At 65.1% G+C, this 23,162-nt stretch carries 20 protein-coding genes; 9 read left to right on the forward strand and 11 right to left on the reverse strand.

What is annotated here, in order from left to right; translation table 11 throughout:
- Nucleotides 1–60 precede the first annotated feature (60 nt).
- Both ACEE23_RS03465 and glpX read right to left on the reverse strand, forming a co-directional pair.
- Nucleotides 61–1,461 carry a class II fumarate hydratase gene (locus ACEE23_RS03465; protein WP_368519565.1) on the reverse strand — a complete coding sequence of 467 codons (1,401 nt, stop codon included), beginning with the start codon at nt 1,459–1,461 and terminating at the stop codon, nt 61–63.
- A gap of 114 nt (nt 1,462–1,575) precedes the next feature.
- Nucleotides 1,576–2,595, reverse strand: coding sequence for a class II fructose-bisphosphatase (glpX, locus tag ACEE23_RS03470; protein WP_368519566.1), 1,020 nt, complete (start codon nt 2,593–2,595; stop codon nt 1,576–1,578).
- 216 nt (nt 2,596–2,811) lie between these two features.
- On the opposite strand from glpX, the gene ACEE23_RS03475 reads away from it, so the two are divergent.
- Nucleotides 2,812–3,408 carry a DUF4245 domain-containing protein gene (locus ACEE23_RS03475; protein WP_368519567.1) on the forward strand — a complete coding sequence of 199 codons (597 nt, stop codon included), beginning with the start codon at nt 2,812–2,814 and terminating at the stop codon, nt 3,406–3,408.
- On the opposite strand, the gene ACEE23_RS03480 is transcribed toward ACEE23_RS03475, so the two are convergent.
- The 3 genes from ACEE23_RS03480 to xseA form a co-directional block, all read right to left on the reverse strand.
- Complete coding sequence (locus ACEE23_RS03480; protein WP_368519568.1) at nt 3,389–3,748, reverse strand: hypothetical protein; 360 nt, start codon at nt 3,746–3,748, stop codon at nt 3,389–3,391. The two genes, ACEE23_RS03475 and ACEE23_RS03480, sit on opposite strands and share 20 nt — an antisense overlap.
- 64 nt (nt 3,749–3,812) lie before the next feature.
- Complete coding sequence (locus ACEE23_RS03485) at nt 3,813–4,094, reverse strand: exodeoxyribonuclease VII small subunit (RefSeq protein ID WP_368519569.1); 282 nt, start codon at nt 4,092–4,094, stop codon at nt 3,813–3,815.
- Between the two features lie 51 nt (nt 4,095–4,145).
- Nucleotides 4,146–5,387, reverse strand: a complete 1,242-nt coding sequence (xseA, locus tag ACEE23_RS03490) for an exodeoxyribonuclease VII large subunit (protein ID WP_368519570.1) — start codon at nt 5,385–5,387, stop codon at nt 4,146–4,148.
- 85 nt (nt 5,388–5,472) lie between these two features.
- On the opposite strand from xseA, the gene ACEE23_RS03495 reads away from it, so the two are divergent.
- Entirely contained in the window at nt 5,473–6,459 is a 987-nt protein-coding gene (locus tag ACEE23_RS03495; RefSeq protein ID WP_368521021.1) for a 4-hydroxy-3-methylbut-2-enyl diphosphate reductase, read from the forward strand.
- 108 nt (nt 6,460–6,567) lie between these two features.
- Here the strand turns inward: ACEE23_RS03495 and ACEE23_RS03500 are convergent, their stop codons facing one another.
- The 3 genes from ACEE23_RS03500 to ACEE23_RS03510 form a co-directional block, all read right to left on the reverse strand.
- Nucleotides 6,568–7,452 (reverse strand): DUF6542 domain-containing protein, encoded by an 885-nt coding sequence (locus tag ACEE23_RS03500; protein WP_368519572.1) that lies wholly within the window; start codon nt 7,450–7,452, stop codon nt 6,568–6,570.
- Between the two features lie 120 nt (nt 7,453–7,572).
- The gene (locus tag ACEE23_RS03505) at nt 7,573–8,691 is read right to left on the reverse strand and encodes a DNA recombination protein RmuC (RefSeq protein ID WP_368519573.1); all 1,119 of its coding nucleotides are present in this window, start codon (nt 8,689–8,691) and stop codon (nt 7,573–7,575) included.
- 35 nt (nt 8,692–8,726) lie between these two features.
- Nucleotides 8,727–10,103 carry an AI-2E family transporter gene (locus tag ACEE23_RS03510; protein WP_368521108.1) on the reverse strand — a complete coding sequence of 459 codons (1,377 nt, stop codon included), beginning with the start codon at nt 10,101–10,103 and terminating at the stop codon, nt 8,727–8,729.
- Between the two features lie 127 nt (nt 10,104–10,230).
- On the opposite strand from ACEE23_RS03510, the gene ychF reads away from it, so the two are divergent.
- On the forward strand, nt 10,231–11,316 hold the full coding sequence (gene ychF / locus ACEE23_RS03515; protein WP_368521023.1) for a redox-regulated ATPase YchF: 1,086 nt from the start codon (nt 10,231–10,233) through the stop codon (nt 11,314–11,316).
- Nucleotides 11,317–11,382: 66 nt separating this feature from the next.
- On the opposite strand, the gene ACEE23_RS03520 is transcribed toward ychF, so the two are convergent.
- Nucleotides 11,383–12,042, reverse strand: a complete 660-nt coding sequence (locus ACEE23_RS03520) for a pyroglutamyl-peptidase I family protein (RefSeq protein WP_368519575.1) — start codon at nt 12,040–12,042, stop codon at nt 11,383–11,385.
- 41 nt (nt 12,043–12,083) lie between these two features.
- Here ACEE23_RS03520 and ACEE23_RS03525 point away from each other — a divergent pair, with 41 nt between their 5' ends.
- Nucleotides 12,084–12,650, forward strand: a complete 567-nt coding sequence (locus ACEE23_RS03525) for a mismatch-specific DNA-glycosylase (RefSeq protein ID WP_368519576.1) — start codon at nt 12,084–12,086, stop codon at nt 12,648–12,650.
- A gap of 108 nt (nt 12,651–12,758) precedes the next feature.
- Complete coding sequence (locus ACEE23_RS03530; RefSeq protein ID WP_368519577.1) at nt 12,759–13,292, forward strand: type 1 glutamine amidotransferase domain-containing protein; 534 nt, start codon at nt 12,759–12,761, stop codon at nt 13,290–13,292.
- A gap of 60 nt (nt 13,293–13,352) precedes the next feature.
- Here the strand turns inward: ACEE23_RS03530 and ACEE23_RS03535 are convergent, their stop codons facing one another.
- Nucleotides 13,353–14,078, reverse strand: a complete 726-nt coding sequence (locus tag ACEE23_RS03535; protein WP_448872518.1) for a FadR/GntR family transcriptional regulator — start codon at nt 14,076–14,078, stop codon at nt 13,353–13,355.
- A 425-nt stretch (nt 14,079–14,503) separates the two neighbouring features.
- Here ACEE23_RS03535 and ACEE23_RS03540 point away from each other — a divergent pair, with 425 nt between their 5' ends.
- A complete protein-coding gene (locus ACEE23_RS03540) occupies nt 14,504–15,448 on the forward strand; it encodes a PRC and DUF2382 domain-containing protein (RefSeq protein WP_368519579.1) in 945 nt (314 codons plus the stop codon).
- 207 nt (nt 15,449–15,655) lie between these two features.
- A complete protein-coding gene (locus ACEE23_RS03545) occupies nt 15,656–16,867 on the forward strand; it encodes an MFS transporter (protein WP_448872520.1) in 1,212 nt (403 codons plus the stop codon).
- 645 nt (nt 16,868–17,512) lie between these two features.
- On the opposite strand, the gene ACEE23_RS03550 is transcribed toward ACEE23_RS03545, so the two are convergent.
- Nucleotides 17,513–18,901, reverse strand: coding sequence for a dicarboxylate/amino acid:cation symporter (locus ACEE23_RS03550; protein ID WP_368519581.1), 1,389 nt, complete (start codon nt 18,899–18,901; stop codon nt 17,513–17,515).
- A gap of 151 nt (nt 18,902–19,052) precedes the next feature.
- Between ACEE23_RS03550 and ACEE23_RS03555 the strand changes: the two genes are divergently transcribed.
- Nucleotides 19,053–19,751 carry a PIG-L deacetylase family protein gene (locus tag ACEE23_RS03555; RefSeq protein WP_368519582.1) on the forward strand — a complete coding sequence of 233 codons (699 nt, stop codon included), beginning with the start codon at nt 19,053–19,055 and terminating at the stop codon, nt 19,749–19,751.
- Between the two features lie 108 nt (nt 19,752–19,859).
- Nucleotides 19,860–23,138 carry a formate dehydrogenase-N subunit alpha gene (gene fdnG, locus ACEE23_RS03560; RefSeq protein ID WP_368519583.1) on the forward strand — a complete coding sequence of 1,093 codons (3,279 nt, stop codon included), beginning with the start codon at nt 19,860–19,862 and terminating at the stop codon, nt 23,136–23,138.
- Nucleotides 23,139–23,162: the final 24 nt, after the last annotated feature.

The raw sequence follows: 23,162 nt of genomic DNA on the forward strand, positions 1-23,162 counted from the left end.
TCCCGCCGGCCCGACTGGGACCGGTGGGAGGCGTAGGTCAGCTTTTAAACGCTGGCGGAACTAGAAGTTGTCGCGGTCGGTGTTGGCCATGTCCAACACGTTCAGGCGGCGATCCAGCTCCCCCTCGGTGAGGTTCTCGCCGTCGACGAAGCCCAGGTCAATGACGGCCTCGCGCACGGTGATCTTCTCGTGGAGAGCGTGCTTGGCGGCCTTGGCGGCGTTCTCGTAGCCGATGGCGGAGTTCAGCGGGGTGACAATCGAGGTCGAAGACTCAGCGAAGGTCTTCATGCGCTCCTCGTTGGCGGTGATGCCGTCGATGCACTTCTCGGCGAAGACGCGGCCGGTGTTGGCCAGCAGGCGGGCGGATTCCAGCACGTTGCGCGCCATCATCGGGATGAAGACGTTGAGCTCGAACTGGCCCTGGGAACCGCCGAAGGCGACGGCGGCGTCGTTGCCGATGACCTGAGCGGAGACCTGGGTGGCGGTCTCGCACAGGACCGGGTTGACCTTGCCCGGCATAATCGACGAACCCGGCTGCAGATCCTTCAGGTGGATTTCGGACAGGCCGGTCAGCGGGCCGGAGCCCATCAGGCGGATGTCGTTGGCGATCTTGTACAGGCTCACAGCCACGGTGCGCATAGCGCCGGAGAACTCCACCAGGGAGTCGCGGGCAGCCTGGGCCTCGAAGTGGTTGTGCGCCTCCTGCAGCTCCTCCAGGCCGGTGAGCTTCTTGAGCTCCTCGGTGACCTTCGCGCCGAAGTCGGCGGAGGTGTTCAGGCCGGTGCCGGTGGCGGTGCCGCCGATGGCCAGCTCACCCAGGCGCGGCAGGGTAGCCTTGACGCGCTCGATGCCGAGCTCGATCTGGCGAGCGTAGCCGCCGAACTCCTGGCCCAGGGTGACCGGGGTAGCGTCCATCAGGTGGGTGCGGCCGGACTTGACGACGCCCTTCCACTCCTGTGCCTTCTTGAGAAGCGACTCGTGCAGAACCTCCAAGCCCGGGATGAGGTCGTTGACGGCCTCGTAGGTGGCCGCCACGTGGGTGGCGGTCGGGAAGGTGTCGTTGGAGGACTGGCCCATGTTGACGTGGTCGTTCGGGTGGACCTCGACGCCGGCCTTAGCAGCCAGGGAGGCGATGACCTCGTTGGTGTTCATGTTGGAGGACGTGCCGGAGCCGGTCTGGAAAACGTCGATCGGGAAGGCGTCGTCGTGCTGGTTGTCAGCAATCTCCTTGGCGGCGGCGATGATGGCGTCAGCCTTGTCCGCATCCAGGGCGCCGGAGTCCTTGTTGACCTGGGCGCAGGCCGCCTTCAGCAGGCCGAGGGCGCGGATCTGCGCGGACTCGAGGCCACGGCCGGAGATCGGGAAGTTATCCACCGCGCGCTGGGTCTGGGCGCGCCACAGGGCGTCCTTCGGGACCTGCACTTCGCCCATCGTGTCGTGTTCGATGCGGTACTCAGTCATGAAAAACCTCGTCTTCCTTAAGTTGGATTAATTGAGCTGTTGAAAACTGCGTTACAGCCACCTTTCAGTATGACAAAAAGCACGCGGGAGGGGGCTGTGATGAGTATGTCCGATTTATTCGTTCGGATCCGAGTAGTCGACCACGGAGTATTCCCGCAGCTTGGACATCTGGTGGATCGAATCGATGTAGCGGATGGTGCCGGACTTCGAGCGCATCACCAGCGAGCGGGTGGTGGCCGAGTGGGCGCGGTAGGACACGCCGCGCAGCATGTCGCCGTTGGTCACGCCGGTGGCGGCGAAGTAGCAGTTCTCGGAGGAGACCAGATCGTCGTTGGTCAGCACGCGGTCTAGGTCGTGGCCGGCAGCCTTGGCCTTTTCCGCCTCCTGCTCGTCCTTCGGCCACAGCTGGCCCTGGATCTCGCCGCCCATGCACTTCATGGCGCAAGCGGTGATGATGCCCTCCGGGGTGCCGCCGATGCCCATCATGATGTCGATGGAGTTGCCGTCCTGGGCGGCCGCGATGGCGCCGGCGACGTCGCCGTCCATGATGAGGCGCACCTTCGCGCCGGCGGCGCGGATCTGGGAGATCAGATCGTCGTGGCGCGGGCGGTCCAGCACGACGACGGTGATGTCCGACGGGCGCAGCTTCTTGGCCTTGGCCACGGCGTTGATGTTGTCCTCGACGGAGGCGCTGATGTCGATGTGGCCCTTGGCCTCTGGGCCGACGGCGATCTTCTTCATGTAGAAGACGGCCGAAGGATCGTACATGGTGCCGCGCTCGGCAGCGGCGATGACGGAAATCGCGTTCGGGCGGCCCTCGGCCATCAGGCGGGTGCCGTCGACCGGGTCCACCGCGATGTCCATCGCCGGGCCCTCGCCGGTGCCGACCTCTTCGCCGTTGAAGAGCATGGGGGCTTCGTCCTTTTCGCCCTCGCCGATAACCACGACGCCCTCCATGGACACGGAGTTGATGAGCTTGCGCATCGCGTCCACGGCGGCGCCGTCACCTTCGTTCTTCTGCCCGCGGCCAACCCACCGGCCCGAAGCCAGGGCGGCGGCTTCGGTCACCCGCACCAGCTCCATGGCTAGGTTGCGATCTGGTGCCTCCGGGGTTCCAGCGTGAGAATTCGACATCGAGGAGATTACCTTCCTTTTAATGCTGTGAGGATCTGAAAATTATCCACCCTCTATTATCCACGCCGATAGCCATTTCCACCCGCAGTACGCCCCACCTGTGGGCAAACGCCCCCGAAAGTGGGAAGTCCCGCGCGTCCGGGCGCGGGTCCGGCGGACGCTGCGGGCGGGGAGAGGGTTTTTCTTATGGCGTTGCCAACTGCCATACTGGAGGGCGTGGCTGCAGAGAATAAACCCAAACTTTTCGAGGGCGGCAAGGACATGATCCTGTCGCTGGGCGTGACCGTCATCGCGATGTTGGCGGTCGTCGGCGCGACCGGCCTGTGCACGGTCAACCCGGAAGACTCGCCGCACGCCGAGGTCACCGAGGTGGACGCGGAGAACTTCCTGCGCATGGAAACCCAGGCCACCGGCGTTCCGGCCCGCCTGCCGCAGCTGCCCGATGGCTGGTACGCCAACTCCGCCCGCCGCGGTCAGGTCGCCGGCGAGCCGGCGCCCATCGTCGGCTTCGTCACCGCCGAGAAGGGCTACCTCCAGGCCACGCAGACCACCGTCGACTACGACGAGGTCCGCCGCGGCTATGACGGCAACTACCGCGAGCACACCGACACCACCGAGATCGACGGGCAGACCGTGGAGATCTACACCAGCGACGACAACGACGTCCGCGACCTGTGGGCCGCCGACCTAGGCGACGTGCGGGTTATGGTCTCCGGCTCTGCTAACGATGCCGACTACCGCACCCTCATTTCTGCCATCGTGGCCGCCGAGCCCGTCGCCGAGGCGGGAACGCCTAGCGGCGAGCAAAAGTAACGGTTTCCAGCCGGTCGGTAAATTCCACGCTGACACCCGGGCCCTGGGCCAGCTCCGCGAGCTCGTTCTGGGTCAGCCCGGTCAGCTTCTCCTTGGCCTGGAAGACGTCGATCTTCTCCCGGCTCAGGTGCGGCTTGACGATGACGTCCGCGACGCCGTCGTCCTCGAAGGTCAGCGCGATCGCGCCGTTGAAATAGCTGATGACGTCGCCGGCGGCCTGGTGGGCTGGGCCGAAAAACTCCTCGACTAGCGCGCGGGAATCACCAAAAAAGACTGCCCCGGCCGAGCCGGAGGCGGAGACGAAATCGACGCGTTCGCCCGGGTAACCATAAATCTGCAACGTGGTGCCTTTCTCTGTTCTAAAAGTAGCTAGCTGTTAAACCGCAAGGGTGCGCGGCGCGGGCCTATTCGGCCGGGGAAGCCGGCTCCTCGCCCTGCGCATCCGGGTCGTTGCCCAGCGCCTTTTCCACGCGGCGGGCGGCGCCGTCGAGGTGGGACTCGCAGGCCTTGGCCAAGGCCTCGCCGCGCTCCCAGTACTTCAGCGACTCGTCCAGGCTCATCTGGCCCAGCTCCAAAATCTTGACGGTCTCGATGAGCTCGTCGCGGGCCTGCTCGTAGGTCAGGTTCTCCACGGGCGGGAAGGCGTCGTCGCCGGCCTGGCCGGTACCGATGGTGTCTTCGTTCATCCTGGTCTCCCTTTCGTTGTGGGGGCTTAAGGTGCGGGTATAAGGTTCTGGCTAGTCGGCCGGCTTGGCCGCCATGGCCGCGGCGGTAACGGAACCGTCGGCGACGCGGATGCGCAGCTGCGAGCCGGGCGGGGATTGCTTATAGGAGGTGACCACCTCGGGGCCGCTGCCGTCGCGGGGCAGGACCTGGACCACGGAATAGCCGCGCTGCAGGGTCGCCGCCGGCCCGAGCGCCGAGACCTGGGCGCGCAGGGCATGGACCCGGTTGTTTTCCCGGTCGAGCAGGTAATTGACGTCGCGGCGCATGGTGGCCCGAGAGCGGTCGATCTCCTCGCGGCGGGCGGTGATCGGGGAGAGGGGATCGGCCAGCACCGGGCGGGAGCGGATATTGGCCAGCCCGCGGCGCTGGTTGTCCACCCAGCCGCGCAGCGCTCCGGCCATGCGCTGGCGGGCCTCGTTGATCAGCGCCTTTTCCTCCATGACGTCGGGCACGACGCGCTTGGCCGCGTCCGTCGGGGTGGCCGCCCGCAGGTCCGCCACGTTGTCGAGCACCGGGCTGTCAGGCTCGTGGCCGATGGCGGAGACCACCGGGGTGGCCGCGGCCGCCACGGCGCGCTGCAGGGCCTCCTCGGAAAACGGGAGCAGGTCTTCGACCGAGCCGCCGCCGCGGGCGATGATGATGACGTCTACCTCCGGATCCCGGTCCAGCTGCTGCAGGGCGTCGACGACCTCTGGGACCGTGGAGCGGCCCTGCACCGCCGTATTGATGACCCGAAACTGGACGGCCGGCCAGCGGTCCTGGGCCACGGAGATGACGTCGCGTTCGGCCGCCGAGCCGCGGCCGGTAATCAGGCCGACCTTGCCCGGCAGGTAGGGCAGGCGCTTCTTGCGGGCCGGGTCGAAAAGCCCCTCGGCGGCCAGCTGCTTGCGCAGCATCTCGATGCGGGCGAGTAGCTCGCCCAGGCCGACGTGGCGGATCTCCGTCGTCCACAGCGAGAAGCTGCCGCGGCCGGCGTAGAAGGCCGGCTTGCCGCGGATGATGACCCGGTCGCCGTCCTTGAGCGGAGTCGGCAGGGAGCGGATCAGGTTGGTGGGGCAGGTCAGCTGTACGGACTTTTCCTGCTCGACGTCGCGCAGGGTCAGGTAGGACAGCTTCCACGTGTTCTTGACGTTGATCTGGGTTAGCTGGCCCTCGACCCAGAGGAAGCCTAGCCGCTCGATCCACCCTTTGACTTGGTCATTGACCTTGCCCACCGGCCACGGAGTATCCGGGGTATTCGCCGGTGCATTCATGTGTGAGCTTCCTCCCGTTCTCCCGTGATTATAGGCGTTTGCACCCAGTCTATTGTTTTGCAGTGGATTTCGTTATTCTGGGGGCATGACTGATGCTGGAAAGAATGTGCTTCTCGCGGCCCCGCGCGGGTACTGCGCCGGTGTGGACCGCGCGGTGGAAACAGTAGAAAAGGCGCTGGAGAAATACGGCGCCCCGATTTACGTGCGCAAGCAGATTGTGCACAACCGCTACGTGGTGGAATCCCTGGCCGAGCGCGGGGTGGTCTTCGTCGACGAGGCATCGGAGGCCCCCGAGGGCGCGCACCTGGTCTTCTCGGCGCACGGCATTTCCCCGGCCGTCCGCCAGGAATCCCAGCAGCGCCGCCAGCTGACTTTGGACGCGACCTGCCCGCTGGTGACGAAGGTGCACAAGGAGGTCCAGCGCTTCGAGCGCGACGGCTATCACATCCTCTTGGTGGGCCATAAGGGCCACGAGGAGGTCGAGGGCACCGCCGGTGAGGCCCCGGAGATTACCCACCTGGTTGACGGCGTGGAAGGCGTGGCGGAACTGCCGGAGTTCCTCCACGACGAGAAGCTCGTGTGGCTGTCCCAGACCACCCTGTCGGTGGATGAGACCATCACCATCGTCAACAAGCTGCGCGAGCGCTTCCCGCACCTGGAGAACCCGCCGTCAGACGATATCTGTTACGCGACGCAGAACCGCCAGGAGTCGGTGAAGGCCATCGCCCCGAAGTGCGACCTGATGATCGTGGTCGGCTCCCGCAACTCCTCGAACTCGGTTCGCCTGGTCGAGGTGGCCTTGGACGCGGGCGCGAAGGAGTCGCACCTGATCGACTTCGCCAAGGAGATCGACGAGTCCTGGCTCGACGGCGTGCAGACCGTCGGCGTGACCTGCGGCGCCTCCGTGCCGGAGCTGCTGGTCCGCGAGGTGCTCGAGTACCTCGACGAGCGCGGCTACAGCGACGTGGAGCAGGTCACCACCACCACCGAGACCATCCAGTTCGCCCTCCCGCGCGAGCTGCGCCCGGCTCGCACCAAGGCAGCCAAGGAAGCGGCAGCAAACCAGTCTTAAACCCACCGCGCCCCAGTGCCGGGGCGCAAAGAAAGCGGCGAGGCGGCCACCTTAAAGAATGTGACCGCCTCGCCGCTTGTGATTATCTTGCCGCGTCTAGCCTTTCGCCTAGTCCTCGTAGAGGTTGTCGTCGCGGGAGGGATTCGGCCGCATGCGGCGGGCCTGAGCCTGAGACTTCGGCGAGTACTGGCGGGACGTCTCAGCCAGCCGGCTGGTGGCCTCGCCGTACCGGGGAAGGTAGGAACCCGGCCTGCCCGCGCGGCGGTTCGGATCCGGGCGGTAGGCCTGCTGGTTGGTCTGCTCCTGCCGGCGCTGTTCCCGGTCGCGCTCGCGGACGCGGCCACCCCGCGAGGCGGGCTGTTCGGAGCCAAGCCCAGACGTGCGGCCCAGCGGGATATTGCCGGCCTGGGCGTGGCGCTTTTGCTCCTCGTTGCGGGCAATGAGCTCGGCCACGGTGAGCCGGCTACTGCGCTCGCGGGCCCGGGCGCTGGTGTCGCGATTGCGCTTGTCGGCCGCGGCCTCCGCGCGGCGGGCGACCTGGGCCTTTTCGTTTTCCGTACGGGCGTTAGACCGCAGCCGCCGCAGTCGGAAGGCCATAATCGCGATGGACGCCAGCGTGGTCAGGAAAAACGGAATGAAGTGCTCCAGGAACGGGAAGGCGCCGGTGACCAGGGCCGTAGCAGAAAACGCTGAAGCCCCCTCGCTGGCCCTTTCCTGGGTAACCAGCCAACCGCAGAGCAGCGTGAACACGGCGTACAGCAGCGGGGATGTGGCCACGGTCAGGTACAGCCCCCGCGGGGCCACGGTGCAGGTGACAGCCAGAACGCTAACGATGTAGCAGAGTAGGTACGGCCACCCCAGGTCCCCGAAGAGGAGGGACAGGAGAAGTCCGGTGGTCAAAGCCGCAGCGACGATAGCGATCGCCATGCCGAGCGGCAGCCCACCGCGGGCCGTTCGAGCCTGGGTTTTATGAAAAGCGTTCGCATGTGACACGAGGCGTTATTCTACCTGCCGCCCATCGTGTCCTGGGAATCATTTGGCCGCGTGCCCGAAGTCGCCCAGGCAGGGCCGGAGGTTCTGGGCCCTGCCCGGGAGAGAGCCGGAGGCTAGATACTAGTCGGACTCGGCGGCGTGGCGCGGCGAGGATTCGACCGGGGAAATCTGCGGCGGGTGCTTGTCCGTGCGGGCCGAGATGTCCATCTCCGCGAGCCGCCGGGAGGTGACCATGACGCGGCTGTCGAAGGAACCCAGCGTGGAGTTGAAGGCATCGACTGCCTTTTCCAGGTTGCGCCCCACCTTGTTGAAGTGCTCGCCCACGGTGTTGACCCGGCTGTAGAGCTCGCGCCCCAGGCGCTGGACCTCCCGGGCCTTGTCCGAGAGATCTTCCTGCCGCCAGCCCAGCGCCACGGTGCGCAGCAGGGCGAAGAGCGTGGTGGGGGTGGCGATGACGATGTTGCGGGAGAAGGCGAATTCCAAAAGCTCGGGGTCCACGCTAAGCGCCGCGTCCAGGAAGGGATCCGCGGGCACGAAGAGGACCACGAACTCCGGGGTGGGCTGGAAGGCCTCGATGTAGTCCTTGCCTGCAAGCGTGGTGATGTGGTTGCGCATCTGGTGGACGTGGTGGCGCAGAAAGGCCGCGTGTTCCTCGGGGTCCTGGGCCTCTAGCGCGTCGAGGTAGGAGCTAAACGGCACCTTCGCGTCGATGACGATGTGGCGCCCGCCGGACAAGTGGATGAGCAGGTCCGGGCGGACTTGGTGGCTGCCGAAGTGGGCGGAGACCTGTGGGTTAAAGTCCACGTGCTTGACCATGCCGCCCAGTTCGACGACGCGCTCGAGCTGAATCTCGCCCCACCGGCCGCGCACATTGGGCGAGCGCAGCGCGGTGACCAGCTGGTCGGTCCTGTCGGACAGGCGGGTAGAGGTGCGCATCATCGCCTGGACCTGGCCGCGTAGGGAGGAAAACTCGCTGGCGCGGTCGGCCTCCAGCTCGCGCAGGTGCAGGCCCAGTCGGTCCATGGCCTTTTCCAGGGGAGCTAGCGATTCGGCGACGTCGGCGCGCCGCTGCTGGGAGGCTTGGAGGGCGGCCTGTTGTTGCTCGGCGGCGCTGGGGCCGGTCGTGGCGGCGGTGGGCTGCCGGCGCTGCCAGTGGGCGTGCCCGAGCCAGCCCAGGACCGCGCCGAGGGCCACACTAATGAGAAGGAAGGCAACCGTGGCGAGCGTGGAAGTACTCATGCCTTCTAACTTCGCACACCCGCCGGACGGAAGCCTTAAGATCCCTCCCGCGTTTCGAACATTCGCGCGATTTTGTCCTTCAGCTTGCGGATGCCGGTGCGGGCCGCCGGGCGTTCGTACTCCGGCGGCGGGGAGCTCAGATCGACTAGTTTGCTCACGTCGGCACCGTCGGGCTCGGGGGCCTCCTCACGCCAATCCTGGCGCTGCCGCAGGCCCTGTTCCTGCTTGACGCGGCCGACGAGGTAGCCGGCCATGGTGGAGAACTCGACGTCGTCGGTGGACTTTTCACCGGACTGCAGCATGAGGATGTCCTGGACGTAGCGGTAGGCCACCGCGATCATCGCCGCGGCGGGCACGGCGAGGAAGGCACCGACCAGATCGAAAAGCGCCGAACCCAACGTCACGGAGACCAGGACGATAACCGGGTGCAGGCTCATCGCGCGGGCCTGCAGCCACGGCGAGAGCACGTTGCCTTCCAGCTGCTGGACCAGCAGGACCAGGCCGAGCACCATCAGGGCCTCGGTAAAGCCTAGGGAGACCAGGGCGATGGTCACGGACAGCGCGCCCGCCACGATGGCGCCAATGAACGGGATGAACCCGGCGATGAAGGTGATGATCGCCAGGGCCATCGCCAGCGGCACGCCGATAATGGCGAGGCCGCCGCCGATGAAGATGGCATCGATGCCGGAGACCAGCGCCTGGGCCCGGATGAACCCGCCCAGCGTGTTCCAGCCGCGCGTGAACAGCTCGGTCAGGTGCCAGCCGGCGCGGCGGCCGACGCTCTCGCGCAGCCACGGCAGGAATTTATGCCCATCCTTGAGGAAGAAGAAGGTCAGCACGGTGACGACCACCAGGGTGATCAGCAGGGAGGTCGCCGTGCCGATGCCGGTGAACACGGAGCCGGCGATGTCGCCGGCCTGGGCCTGCAGCCAGGAGGCGATGTCGTCGATGTACTGGCCCATGTCGTCGCTGTCCAGGTTCAGCGGCGGCCCCTGCGCCCACAGCTGCAGGCGCTGGATACCCTCGACGGTTTGCAGGTAGAGGGACTGCGACTGCCGCGCGAAATCCGGCGCGATGAACGCGACCAGTCCGCCCACCAACGACACGAAGGTCAGCATGGTAATCGCCGCGGCCAGCGAGGCGGGGAAGCGGTGGCGTCGCAGCCAGGAGGCGAACGGCGCCAGCACGGTACAGACGATCAGGGCCAGGATGACCGGCAGAATTCCCTCCCAGAAACTGCCGATGAGCCAGCCGAGCGCGTAGACCAGCAGGCCGATGACGAAGACGCGCACCGACCACAGGGCGGTGCTGCGGATGTAGTGACCGAGCACGATCAAGCGGTCGACCTGGTCGCCCGGTGGGTGGGGAGAGACCGACTTCAGCAGCTTCTGTTGGCCCTCCGCGGAGGTTATGGCCGGGTTGGCGGCTTCATCTTCTTTAGAACTCACGTCCACTATCTTGCCTTAAAAGGCCGTAAGAATGGGAAATACCTGCAACCGGCTGTCGGCTACCTGCCCCCAGTGCGTTAGGATTGGGCACGTGAGTCTTACATTAGGAATTGTCGGATTGCCCAACGTTGGCAAGTCCACGCTGTTTAACGCCCTGACCCGCAGCGACATCTTGGCGGCGAATTACCCGTTCGCCACCATCGAGCCCAACGTGGGCTTGGTGGAGCTTCCCGATGCGCGCCTGAACCGCCTGGCGGAAATCTACTCCTCCGAGCGCATTCTGCCGGCGACGGTTTCCTTCGTAGACATCGCCGGCATCGTCAAGGGTGCTTCCGAAGGCGAGGGCATGGGTAACGCCTTCCTGTCCAATATCCGCGAGGCCGACGCCATCTGCCAGGTCGTGCGCGCCTTCTCCGACGACAACGTCATCCACGTCGACGGCCAGGTCAACCCGACCAGCGATATCTCGGTGATCAACACCGAGCTCATCCTGGCCGACCTCCAGACCATCGAAAAGGCCCTGCCGCGGCTGGAGAAGGAAGCCAAGAAGAACAAGGACCTGGCCGAGACCGTCGAGGAGACCAAGAAGGCCCAGGAGATCCTGGAGGACGACACCACCTTGTTCGCCGCCGCCAAGGACGGCAAGGTCAACCTCGACCTCCTCAAGGAGCTGCACCTGATGACGGCGAAGCCGTTCCTCTACGTGTTCAACTCCGACGAAGAGGTGCTTACCGACGAGGCCAAGAAGGATGAGCTGCGCCAGCTGGTCGCCCCGGCAGACTGCGTCTTCCTGGATGCCAAGACCGAGACCGAGCTGCTGGAACTGGACGACGACGAAGCTCTCGAGCTGCTCGAGTCCGTCGGCCAGAGCGAGCCGGGCCTGCAGACCCTGGCCAAGGCCGGCTTCAACACCCTCGGCCTGCAGACCTACCTGACGGCCGGCCCGAAGGAGTCCCGCGCCTGGACCATCCACCAGGGCGACACCGCCCCGCAGGCCGCCGGCGTTATCCACTCCGATTTCGAGAAGGGCTTCATCAAGGCCGAGATCGTTTCCTTCGAGGACCTTGACGCCGCCGGCTCCATGGCCGAGGCCCGCAACCACGGCAAGGTCCGCCAGGAAGGCAAGGACTACATCATGCAGGACGGCGACGTCGTGGACTTTAAGTTCAACGTCTAGACCTGGATGCTTTCCGGCCCGGGGCAGTGTGCTCCTGGGCCGGATTTTTTATGTGTGGCCAGCGCCTTAATCTACGTGCCCAGCGGGCGGAGGCGTACTGTCCTGTCTTTCGGCGACACCCGTCGCCAGCGCCCGCAAGGCAGCGACGATGCCGGCCGTGATCTCACCCTGCGTGAGTCCTTCATTGGTGAGCGCTCCGGTGGCGGAGGATTCCGCGCCGAGGGCCTGGGGCACGTGAATGAACCCGGCGCGGGCGGGTGTTCCGGCCGTGGCGTGCAGGGCCGTGAACATGGCGGTGTTGCACACGTAGGTGCCCGCGCTGTAGGAGTCCTCCGCGGGGAGGTCTTCCCGGCGCACCGCCGCGGCCATGCCGGCCACCGGCAGGGTAGAAAAATACGCCGCCGGCGCCCCGGCGCAGACCGGCTCATCTAGCGGCTGTGCACCGGCGTTGTCCGGGAGGCGCGCGGCCATCACATTGACCGCCACCTTTTCCATCGATAGCGCCCGGCGGGATTCCGCCAGCCCTAAGCACACCACGAAGTCTGGACGATGGCTGGCGATGAGGCCGCGCAATTGCCTTCGCGCGGCGGCGAACTCCACGGGAAGTACGGCGGTGGTGACGGCGGCATCGGCAAGCGCGCTTTCGATGCCCGGCAATGCCGCGCGCGTCGGATTGTAGGAGCTCGGCCCGAATGGACCGAAGGCGGTGACCAACAGGGAAGCCATGGTGCCAAAGTCTAGCGGCTGACGGGACTAGCCTGGGGTCTATGCGTTTTAGCCAAGAACAACTGGCCGCCTACCGCGGCGCCACCGTGCCAGATCTGTTGCCGGAGCCGCTGCGTTTGCTGTTTGTTGGTATCAACCCCAGCCTGTGGACCGCGGCGACCGGCGCGCACTTCGCCCGCCCCGGCAACCGCTTCTATCCCGGTCTCTACCAGGCTGGGCTGACCACGCACCAATTCGATGCCTCGGGCGGCTACGCGGACGCCGATTTCGCCGAACTGCAAGAACTCGGCATCGGCGTGTCCAACCTCGTTCCGCGCGCGACCGCCCGCGCCGATGAGCTAACCACCGACGAGCTGCTCCAGGCCCCGGCACGCCTGGACGACGTCGTTAGCACACACCACCCGAAGGTCGTGGCCGTGCTGGGGATTACCGCCTACCGCAAGGCTTTTAAACTGCCCCAGGCAGTCATCGGGGAGCAGGATTCGCCGTGGGAGGGCACCCGTTTGTTTGTGCTCGACAACCCGAGCGGCCTCAACGCCCACGCCAGCGTCGCGGACCATGCGGCCGGGTACCGGAAGGTGGCTCAGGCCGCGGGCATCGAAGTGTAATTCTTCTGGGCCCAGATTCGCCCCGTGCGGAGGGCTTCTGCAAGAACGAAAAATGGCGCCTACGATCGGGGACCGTAAGTTACTTTCGAATTTCAAGGAGTGATTGTTGTGGCTGATCTGTCCAACAAGACCGTTGCGGTTATCGCGACTGACGGCTTTGAGGATTCGGAGCTGACCTCCCCGGTCGAGGCCGTGAAGAACGCGGGTGCGACCGTGAAGATTATCGCGCCGAAGGCAGGCGTCATCGAGGGCAAGAACGGCACCAAGGTGGACGTCGACACCACGACGTCCCTGGCCAAGGGGCAGTCTTTCGACGGCATCATCCTGCCCGGCGGCACCGGTAACGCGGATGCGCTGCGTATGGACAAGGACGCGGTCGAGCTGGTGGGCAAGCACGTCGATGCTTACCTGCCGCTCGGCGTCATCTGCCACGGCGCGTGGATCCTCACGGATGCGGACGTGCTCAAGGGCCGCACCCTGACCTCCTTCCCGTCCCTACAGACTGACCTGCGCAACGCGGGCGCTACCTGGGTTGACGACGAGGTCGTCTGCGACCAGGGTCTGGTCAGCTCTCGCACGCCGGACGATCTGCCGGCCTTCAACGACAAGTTGGTCGAGGAGATCGCAGAGGGGCAGCACTAAACCCTGCTTGACGATGCCCGGTCGCCGGAACCTTGCTTCCGCGGCCGGGCTTTTGCATGCCTAGCTCGGGCGCGCGCTAGAGCGGTGCCCCATGGTGTGTCGGTCGATGGCACGCTTGAGCGGTGAGTAGTGCTCGACGACGACGCGGCGGTAGGCTTCGGCATCGCCGGCATAAAGGGCGTTAATGATGTCCTGGTGGGCCTCGACGGTCAGGTCGAGGTTTTCCGACAGGGCGATCCGCACGTGCGGGAGGACGGCCATGTGGATCTGCCAGAAGGCATCGGAAAGCTCTTTAATGAGGGGGTTGGACGTGACCGAGACGAGCTGGGCGTGGAAGGCGCGGTCCTCGCGGGTGAACAACTCGCCCTTGGCGCGCCGGGCCCGCATGCCCTCGACGATAGTTTGTAGCTGGGACATGTCTTCGCCGCGGTAGTGGCTGACCAGGTCGTCGGTCATCCACAGATCGAGGGCCTGGCGGGTATTGACCACGTCCAGGAGGCGCTCGAGGAAGTGGTCGGTGTCCAAGACGATGCGGAAGACCATGCTCGTGACCATGGGGGACAGGGACATGTCCGCGACATAAGTCCCGTGGCCGTGGCGCACCTCGACGATGTCCAGGCTCGACAGGGTGCGTACCGCCTCGCGCACGCTGGAGCGGGAACAGCCCAGCTCCTCGCACAGGGCTGCCTCAGAGGGGAGGCTATCGCCAGTGGTCAGCCGCCGGGAGCGGATGTAGTTGATGATGCCGGTCACGGCATGGGCGGCGGCGCCGGAGTGGTTGAACATGGAGGGACGGACTTTCTAGCTCGGGGCCGGCGGACTCAGTTCCTTCTAGTTTAGTCGGTGTGCCCGGGCTGGAGTGAGTCGTTTCAGCGGTGGGAACGCTGGGCCGCCGGACCGCGGGGGTAGCGTGTCGGAGACCCCATAAACGACACTTATGCGACGCGAGACACTGTTAACATCGGGCGCGAATCAAATGTAGCCGATTTGTTATCAAAGTTCTGGCCTGCGATAACGTTCCCATTTCGCGGCCATTCATGGAAAACACAGACGTTTTCATGGCGATATTGAGCTGGACGCGTACCTTGGGTGGCAGCACGGAAAAGCGAATAAGTTAACTACGCCGGTGATAAGAAAGCAAATCACGGGTGTAGGCCGTGTGATTCCGACAGACGAAATTACCAATAACTAACCGAGAGGAAAGTGTGACTATGTCTAAGGACATCAAGGACCTGCTCAACGCCACCGCCTACGACAAGGACGGCGAGAAGCTCGGCGACGTCAACGAGATCTTCGTGGACGACAACACCGGTAAGCCCACCTTCGTGGACGTCAAGCACGGTCTGTTCGGCATGAACAGCAGCCTGGTCCCGCTGCGCGGCCACGACTTCAACGGTGACGAGCTGCGTCTGGCATTTTCCAAGGATCGCATCAAGGATGCCCCGGACTTCGATTCCGACTCCGCACTGACCCCGGAACAGCAGAACGACATCTTCCGTCACTACGGCCTGGAGCAGGCCGAGGACCGCACCGAGTACCGCGACACCAACCGCGACGTTAACCGCGAGCAGGACCGCACCAACGCCGGTACCGCTGGTGTCGCTGGTGCTGGCGCCGGCGCAGGTGTTGCAGGCGCTGGCGTTGCCGGCGAGCGCACCGCTGCCGACGAGAAGAAGGTTGCCGGCGAGCACGCTGCTGACAAGAACGTTGCTGACCGCGAGGCCGCAGCCACCGAGCGCCAGGCTGCTACCGACGACCGCACCGCTGCTAACAATGACGGCTCCATGATCCGTTCCGAGGAGCAGCTCAACGTCAACAAGGAAAAGGTTGCTTCCGGCGAGGCTCGCCTGCGCAAGTACGTCGTCACCGACACCGAGACCGTCGAGGTTCCGGTTACCCACGAAGAGGTCCGCGTCGAGCGCACCCCGATCTCCGAGGAAAAGGCTGCTAACTTCACCGGCGAGATCAAGGACGGCGACACCGAGGAAGCTTCCGTCACCCTGCACGAGGAGCGCCTCAACGTTGACAAGCAGACCGTCCCGGTCGAGAAGATCAACCTCAACAAGGAGCAGGTCACCGAGACCCAGCGCCACACCGAGGAGCTGCGCAAGGAGCAGATCGACACCGACGGCCTGGGCACCCAGGACAAGAAGTAAACACTTCCTCGTCTAAATAGCACACCCCGGCAGGCCCCGCGCCTGCCGGGGTTTTGTGCTGCCAGCAGGTCTTCGACTAGTTCCAGCAGGTATTCGCCTAGGTCTTGTCGTCGGTGAGGCAGTGCTTGGGCGGCTAAGTGGTACTGATAAAGTATTTCGGTTCCAATAATTCCCGCTGCCGCGTGCAGCTTGCCACAACTCAAGAAGGTGACCCATACGTCCGTAACGCATGCCGACAACGACAAGCTTTTCAACCCGACTTTTATCCTCGCGTGGATCGTAAACTTCGCGCAGTTCCTCGTCTTCTACATCCTGATCACCACGATGGCGGTCTATGCCGTCACCCAATTCGGTGCTTCCGATACCGCCGGCGGCTTCGCTGCTAGCTCCTTCGTCGTGGGCGCCACCGTGGCCCGGCTCTTTTCCGGCTACGTAGTCGACGCCGTCGGCCGCCGGTCCTCGCTCTTGGTGTCCCTGGTACTGGTTGTAGTCAGCTGTGTTTTGTATTTCCCGGCGCATTCGCTGGCGGTGCTGATTCCCGTTCGCTTCGTGCACGGTGTGGGCTACGCGGTGACCTCCACGGCGATTATGGCCGTGGCGCAAGCCGTCATCCCGAACCGCAAGCGCGCCGAGGGGACCGGCTATTTCGCCCTCGGCACCACGCTGGCGACGGCGATCGGCCCGGCCATCGGCCTCTTTCTGGCCAACGGGCCGGGGTATACCACGATGTTCGTGGTCGTTTCCGCGCTGACCATCATCGATCTTGTCGTCGCCTTGTTCCTCAAGGTTCCGGAAAGCAACCGCGACTCCCGGCCGAAGTTCACCTTGGCCGCGGTGGTCCACCCGCGGGTCGCGCCCATTGGCGTGTTCATGTTCCTAGTCGGCATCGGTTACACCGGCGTCGTGACCTTCCTTAATTCTTATGCGCACGCGACCGGCCTGACCGCCGGTGCCGGGCTGTTCTTCATCGCCTATGCCTTAATGACCTTTGCCATGCGCTTCTTCCTGGGGCGTCTCCAGGACCGGCGCGGTGACAACAGTGTCATCTACATCACGCTGGCGGGCTTTATCGCTGGCCTCGCCCTGTTGGCCACGGCGACCGCCGACTGGCACGTGGTCCTCGCGGGCTCGCTGGTCGGCTTGGGTTATGGCTCCATCATGCCGGCCGTGCAGGCGATTTCCGTGCGGCTGGTCAAGCGTGAGGAGATGGGCGTTGGCATCTCCACCATGTTCCTCTTCCTCGACCTGGGTGTGGGGCTCGGCCCGATCTTCCTGGGCATGCTCATTTCTTCTACCGGCTACTCGGCCATGTACTGGTTGCTCGCCGGCCTCATCGTGGTGGCGGGCTGCGTCTACTACCTCGTCCACGGTCGCACCGACGCCGCCAAGGGCAGCAACTTGCACACCGAAGACATTTAGAGGTGCGCCCTTCGCGCTCCGGGAGCAGATTCTGGTGCAGCCGGGTCGTGCTGGTGACCGCGAAGGGTTCATCAAGGGGGATTGGTGCCTGGCGGTTGGCCGGGTGCGCCCTTCGCGCTCACCGGGAGCAGATTCTGGTGCAACCGGGTCGTGCTGGTGACCGCGAAGGGTTCATGAAGGGGGGATTGGTGCCTGGCGGCTGGCCGGGTGCGCCCTTCGTGCTCACCGGGAGCAGATTCTGGTGCAACCGGGTCGTGCTGGTGACCGCGAAGGGTTCATGAAGGGGGATTGGTGCCTGGCGGCTGGCCGGGTGCGCCCTTCGCGCTCACCGGGAGCAGATTCTGGTGCAACCGGGTCGTGCTGGTGACCGCGAAGGGTTCATGAAGGGGGGATTGGTGCCTGGCGGCTGGCCGGGTGCGCCCTTCGTGCTCACCGGGAGCAGATTCTGGTGCAACCGGGTCGTGCTGGTGACCGCGAAGGGTTCATGAAGGGGGATTGGTGCCTGGCGGCTGGCCGGGTGCGCCCTTCGCGCTCACCGGGAGCAGATTCTGGTGCAGCCGGGTCGTGCTGGTGACCGCGAAGGGTTCATCAAGGGGGTGTAAGGCATGAAAAAAGCCCCCAGGAGGGGGCTTGGGCGGTACCGGCTTAGGCGGCAGGTTGCTTGGACGGCTCGATGATATCGCCGACGCCGTGCTCGGCGGCGTCCCAGACTTGCTTGTCCTGGATGCCCGCGCGCTTGGCGACGATGGTGGCGCACACGGACTGGCCGGTGACGTTGACGGCGGTGCGGCCCATGTCGATGATGGGCTCGATGGCCAGCAAGAGGCCGACGCCGGCCAGCGGCAGGCCCAGGGTGGACAGCGTCAGGGTCAGCATGACGGTCGCGCCGGTCGTGCCCGCGGTGGCGGCCGAGCCGATGACTGAGACGAAGATGATGAGCAGGTACTGGGTCGGGCTCAGCGGGATGTCGTAGAACTGGGCGACGAAGATGGCCGCAATGGCCGGGTAGATGGAGGCGCAGCCGTCCATCTTTGTCGTCGCGCCCAGCGGGATGGCGAAGGAGGCGTATTCGCGCGGCACGCCCATGGCCTTTTCGGTAAAGCGCTGGGTCACCGGCATGACGCCCATGGACGAACGGGTGACAAAGCCCAGGGAGAACACGGGCCAAACGCGCTTGTAGAAGCCCATGACCGGGATGCGGTTGTAGGCCAGCACGGCCGGGTAGACGACCAGGATGACCAGGGCCAGGCCGACGTACATGGCAAGCACGAACTTGCCCAGGGAGGCGAGGGCGTCCCAGCCGTAGGAGGAGACGGCCTTACCGATGAGCGCGGCGGTGCCGATGGGTGCCAGGCGGATGATCCACCACAGCACGACCTGGATGACCTTGAGGAAGGACTCGGTGAAGTTCAGGAACGGGTCGGCGGCCTTGCCGGCCTTGACGGCGGCGATGCCCAGTGCCAGGGAGACGACGAGGATCTGCAGGGCACCGAAGCTCAGCGAGACCTCGTTGTCGCTGAAGGAAGCGCCCAGGCCGATGAAGTTTTCCGGGACGATGGACTGGAGGAAGCCGAGCCAGGAGCCGACGTTGCTGGGTTCCTCGGCGGTGGAGGCGTCCACGGTGGTGCCCACGCCCGGCTTTATGACGACGGCGACGAGAATGCCGATGACTACGGAAATCAGGGCGGTGATGGCGAACCAGATGAGGGTGGAAATCGCCAGGGAGGCGGCGTTGGCAACCTTGCGCAGGTTGGCGACCGAGGTGATGACCGCGGCGAAAATCAGCGGCGGCACCATGACCTTGAGTAGCTGGACGTAGGCGGAGCCGACGCCGGTGAGCAGGGAGGTCAGCCAGTTGGGATCCTCGGAGGTGCCGCCCATGCCGGCGGCGATGAAGCCGAGGATGAGGCCGATAATCAGGCCGGCGATAACTTGGGCGCCGAAGCCGGTGGCCCACTTGGGCAGGCCGGAGGAGCCGCGGGTGTTCTTATCGTCGGCGGGCGTGGCCGCGGACGATGGCGTGGAAGAGGACATGAGAAACCTTCTTTAGAAATGAACCGACTAGGTTAGGAAAAATAGACAGGGTAGTTCTTTAAATTGCCTGTTCCACCTTAGACCCTGGCAGGTCAATAGCACAATCCCGCAAGCCCTAGCCGGCCGCCGAAACTCCTGGCAGAATGGGGATATGGCTCTGGAGACACTGGATGATTCGCAGCTGGAACGCATTCTCGTGGTGGTAGCGCACCCGGACGACGCCGAGTACGGCATCTCCTGCGCGGTCAAGCAATGGACCGACGCCGGCAAGGAGGTGGCCTACCTGCTGGTCACCGCCGGCGAGGCCGGGATTAGGAGCCTGCCGCCGGAGGAATGCGGCCCGCTGCGCGCGGAGGAGCAACGGCGCGCCTGCGCGGCCGTCGGGGTCGAGGACCTAGAGATCCTGGACTTCCCGGACGGGCTGGTGGAGCACTCGCACGCGGTGCGCCGGGCCATCGCCGCCAAGATCCGGAAGTTTAAGCCGGATACCGTCGCCATCATGATGTTCGGCCTGCAGGCGCGCTGGGGGCTCAACCACGTCGACCACCGCGCGGTGGGCGTGTCCACGATTGACGCCATCCGGGACGCCGACAACCCCTGGATCTTCCAGGACCTAGACCTGCCGGCCCACAAGGCGCAGCGGCTGCTGGTGGCTAACGACCCGGACAGTACCCACGTGCAGACGCTGAGTGGGGAAGCGGTGGCTGGTGGGGTGGCATCGTTGAGCGAGCACAAGCGCTACCTCGAAGAGCTGCCCGACCATCCGCGGCCGGAGGATTTTATCCCGCAGATGGTCGCGTTGGACGGCGGTGGCTACGGGCTGCGCGTGCGCGTCTACGATCCGGTTTAGAACGCCGGAAGTTGACGCGGCAACTAAAAGCCGTGGCAGTGGCTCTAACAGGGCTTAATTAGGATAGCCTTTCTGGAAATCGGGCGGTCTGCGCCGTAGATTGAGGACATGTCTAAATTTAGCCCTCTCAACTGGCCTGTCGTGCGCCAGTTCCGCTCGGGTGACGCCTTCGGACGGGACGTGAATACCCAGTCCGCCAAGAGCCAGCACCTGCACGGCCGGACCGCGGAGGCGGACAAGGTTGTCCAGTCCGTGTGCCCCTATTGCGCGGTGGGCTGTTCCCAGCGCGTCTACGTTAAAGATGACAAGGTTATCCAGATCGAGGGCGATCCGGATTCGCCGGTCTCGCGCGGCCGCCTGTGCCCGAAGGGCTCGGCCTCGGAGCAGCTGATCAACTCCGAGTCCCGCCTGACCACCATCAAGTACCGCGCGCCGTATGCCACCGAGTGGCAGGACCTGGACACGGATACCGCGATGGAGATGATCGCGGACCGCTACCTGGAGTCCCGCCGCAACGGCTGGCAGGACACGGACGATTACGGCCGTCCGCTCAACCGCACCATGGGCGTGGCAGGCCTGGGCGGGGCGACGCTCGATAACGAGGAAAACTACCTGATTAAGAAGCTGTTTACCGCCACGGGCGCGGTGCAGGTCGAAAATCAGGCCCGCATATGACACTCCGCCACCGTTCCCAGTTTGGGAACTTCGTTTGGCCGCGGCGGCGCAACCCAGCCGCTGCAGGATATGGCGAATGCGGACTGCATCGTCATTGAGGGTTCGAACATGGCCGAGTGCCACCCGGTGGGCTTCCAGTGGGTGGTTGAGGCCAAGAAGCGTGGTGCCCGCATCATCCACGTGGACCCGCGGTACACGCGTACCTCTGCCTTCGCGAACCGACACATCGGTATCCGCGGCGGCACGGACGTGGTGCTGCTGGGTGCGTTGATCAAGTACATGATCGACAATGATCTGTACTTCCACGACTACGTGGTCAACTACACCAACGCGCCGACCATCATCAGCGACGACTACCTGGACACCGAGGACTTGGACGGGCTGTTCTCCGGCTTCGACCCGGAGACCGGCAAGTACGTCAACGACTCGTGGCAGTACGTCAAGAAGGATGAGGGCCAGGCGTGGAACGTGGAGCGCGACGAGACCCTGCAGCACCCGAATTCGGTGTTCCAGATTCTCAAGCGTCACTACGCGCGCTACACGCCGGAGATCGTGGAGGAGACCTGCGGTATCTCGCAGGAGGACTTCTACTACCTGGCGCAGTCGATCGCGGATAACTCCAAGCCGGATCGCACGACGTGCTTCGCCTACGCTTTGGGCTTTACCCAGCACACGCTGGGCGCGCAGTTCATCCGCACGGCGGCTATCCTGCAGCTGCTGATGGGCAACGTCGGCCGCCCGGGCTCGGGCATCATGGCGCTGCGCGGGCACGCCTCGATCCAGGGCTCGACGGATATCCCGACGCTGTTTAACAACCTGCCGGGCTATCTGCCGATGCCGCACGTCCAGGACGACGGCTGGGACAACTACGTGGCCAACTTCGCCAAGCCGGGCTCGAAGGGCTTCTGGCAGATCGGTGAAAACTACGCCGTGTCCCTGATGAAGTCCTACTTCGGCGACAACGCCACGAAGGACAACAACTGGGGCTTCGACATGATGCCGCGCATCTCCGGGGCGCACTCGACCTACGAGACGCTCATGGGCATGCTCGACGGGCAGGTCGAGGGTTACCTGGTCTTCGGCCAGAACCCGGCGGTGGCGCAGTCCAACGGTGGCATGCAGCGCCGTGGCCTGGCCGCGCTGAAGTGGCTGGTGGTCCGCGACTTCCAGGAGATCGAGACCGCCTCCTTCTGGCACGACTCCCCGGAGATTAAGACCGGCGAGCTCAAGACGGAAGAGATCGGCACGGAGGTCTTCCTCATGCCGGCGGCCACCCACGTGGAAAAGGCCGGCACCTTCACGCAGACGCAGCGCATGCTGCAGTGGCGTTTCAAGGCTGTCGATGCCCCGGGCGACGCCACCAGCGAGCTGTGGTTCTTCTACCAGCTGGGTAAGAAGATCAAGGAGCGCTTGGCGGATTCCACCGACCCGCGCGACCGCGCCATCCAGGCGCTGGCGTGGGACTACGAGGAAAACGAGGAAGGCGAGCCGCACTCGGAGGACATCCTCAAGGAGATCAACGGCTACTACCTGGACGGCCCGAAGAAGGGCCAGCTGCTGCCGGCGTTCACGGAGATGAAGTCGGACGGCACTACCTCGGGTGGCTGCTGGATCTACACCGGCGTCTACAAGGACGGCATCAACCACTCGGCCAAGAAGGTCCCGGGTTCGGAGCAGAACGAGGTCGCTCTGGAATGGGGCTGGGCGTGGCCGGCGAACCGCCGCATCCTGTACAACCGGGCATCGGCGGCGCCGGACGGCACCCCGTGGTCGGAGCGCAAGAAGTACATCTGGTGGGACGCCGAGGCCGGCAAGTGGGCCGGCGACGACGTGCCGGACTTCCCGGCCACGCTGCCGCCGGATTACAAGGCGCCCATCGACGCGGTGGGCCCGGCTGCCCTGGACGGCACGGATGCCTTCATCATGCAGACCGACGGCCGCGGCTGGCTGTTCGCTCCGTCGGGCCTGTCGGACGGTCCGCTGCCGACGCACTACGAGCCGCATGAGTCTCCGGTGCGCAACATCCTGTACAAGCAGCAGCAGTCGCCGACGCGCTTGACCATCAAGCGCCCGGACAACCTGTCGAAGCCGGAGGCCGGCACGCCGGGATCCGAGGTCTTCCCGTTCGTCTTCTCCACGTACCGACTGACGGAGATGTACACCTCGGGTGCGATGTCGCGCCGCCTGCCGTACCTGGCGGAGCTCCAGCCGGGGCTGTTCTGCGAGGTCTCCAAGGCCCTGGCAGAAAAGCGCGGCCTGGAAAACGGCGGCTGGGCCACGATTGTCTCGCCGCGCGGCGTGATCGAGGCGCAGGTGCTGGTCACCGACCGCATGGAGCCGATGGTCATCAACGGCCAGGAGTTCCACCAGTTGGGTCTGCCGTTCCACTACGGCGATTCCAACAACGCGGTGGTGGCCGGCGACGGCCCGAACGACCTGCTGGGGCTTACGCTGGAGCCGAACGTGTTCATCCAGAACTCGAAGATCGGCGCCTGCGATATCCAGCCGGGCCGCCGCCCGCGCGGCCAGGCCAAGTTGGAGCTGCTGCACGAATACCAGCGCCGGGCCAACCTGGACCTGGATTCGGGCAACCAGTTGGTCGACGTGCTCGATGAGTTCACCATCGAGTCCAAAAATGCCGACGAGGACGGCGGCACCGGCACGGACCGGACCGCCGGCAACGTGGCGGACGACGAAGGAAAGGAGTTCTAGGTGACTGACGTTTTGGGCGCTAAT

The sequence above is a fragment of the Corynebacterium sp. 32222D000AT genome, from assembly GCF_053546955.1.

Bases quoted from the DNA above. Each gene is read 5' to 3' on its own strand.
- ACEE23_RS03465 (WP_368519565.1), bottom strand. From the start codon at position 1,461: ATGACTGAGTACCGCATCGAACACGACACGATGGGCGAAGTGCAGGTC.
- glpX (WP_368519566.1), bottom strand. From the start codon at position 2,595: ATGTCGAATTCTCACGCTGGAACCCCGGAGGCACCAGATCGCAACCTA.
- ACEE23_RS03485 (WP_368519569.1), bottom strand. From the start codon at position 4,094: ATGAACGAAGACACCATCGGTACCGGCCAGGCCGGCGACGACGCCTTC.
- xseA (WP_368519570.1), bottom strand. From the start codon at position 5,387: ATGAATGCACCGGCGAATACCCCGGATACTCCGTGGCCGGTGGGCAAG.
- ACEE23_RS03495 (WP_368521021.1), top strand. From the start codon at position 5,473: ATGACTGATGCTGGAAAGAATGTGCTTCTCGCGGCCCCGCGCGGGTAC.
- ACEE23_RS03505 (WP_368519573.1), bottom strand. From the start codon at position 8,691: ATGAGTACTTCCACGCTCGCCACGGTTGCCTTCCTTCTCATTAGTGTG.
- ACEE23_RS03520 (WP_368519575.1), bottom strand. From the start codon at position 12,042: ATGGCTTCCCTGTTGGTCACCGCCTTCGGTCCATTCGGGCCGAGCTCC.
- ACEE23_RS03525 (WP_368519576.1), top strand. From the start codon at position 12,084: ATGCGTTTTAGCCAAGAACAACTGGCCGCCTACCGCGGCGCCACCGTG.
- ACEE23_RS03535 (WP_448872518.1), bottom strand. From the start codon at position 14,078: ATGTTCAACCACTCCGGCGCCGCCGCCCATGCCGTGACCGGCATCATC.
- ACEE23_RS03540 (WP_368519579.1), top strand. From the start codon at position 14,504: ATGTCTAAGGACATCAAGGACCTGCTCAACGCCACCGCCTACGACAAG.
- ACEE23_RS03550 (WP_368519581.1), bottom strand. From the start codon at position 18,901: ATGTCCTCTTCCACGCCATCGTCCGCGGCCACGCCCGCCGACGATAAG.
- ACEE23_RS03555 (WP_368519582.1), top strand. From the start codon at position 19,053: ATGGCTCTGGAGACACTGGATGATTCGCAGCTGGAACGCATTCTCGTG.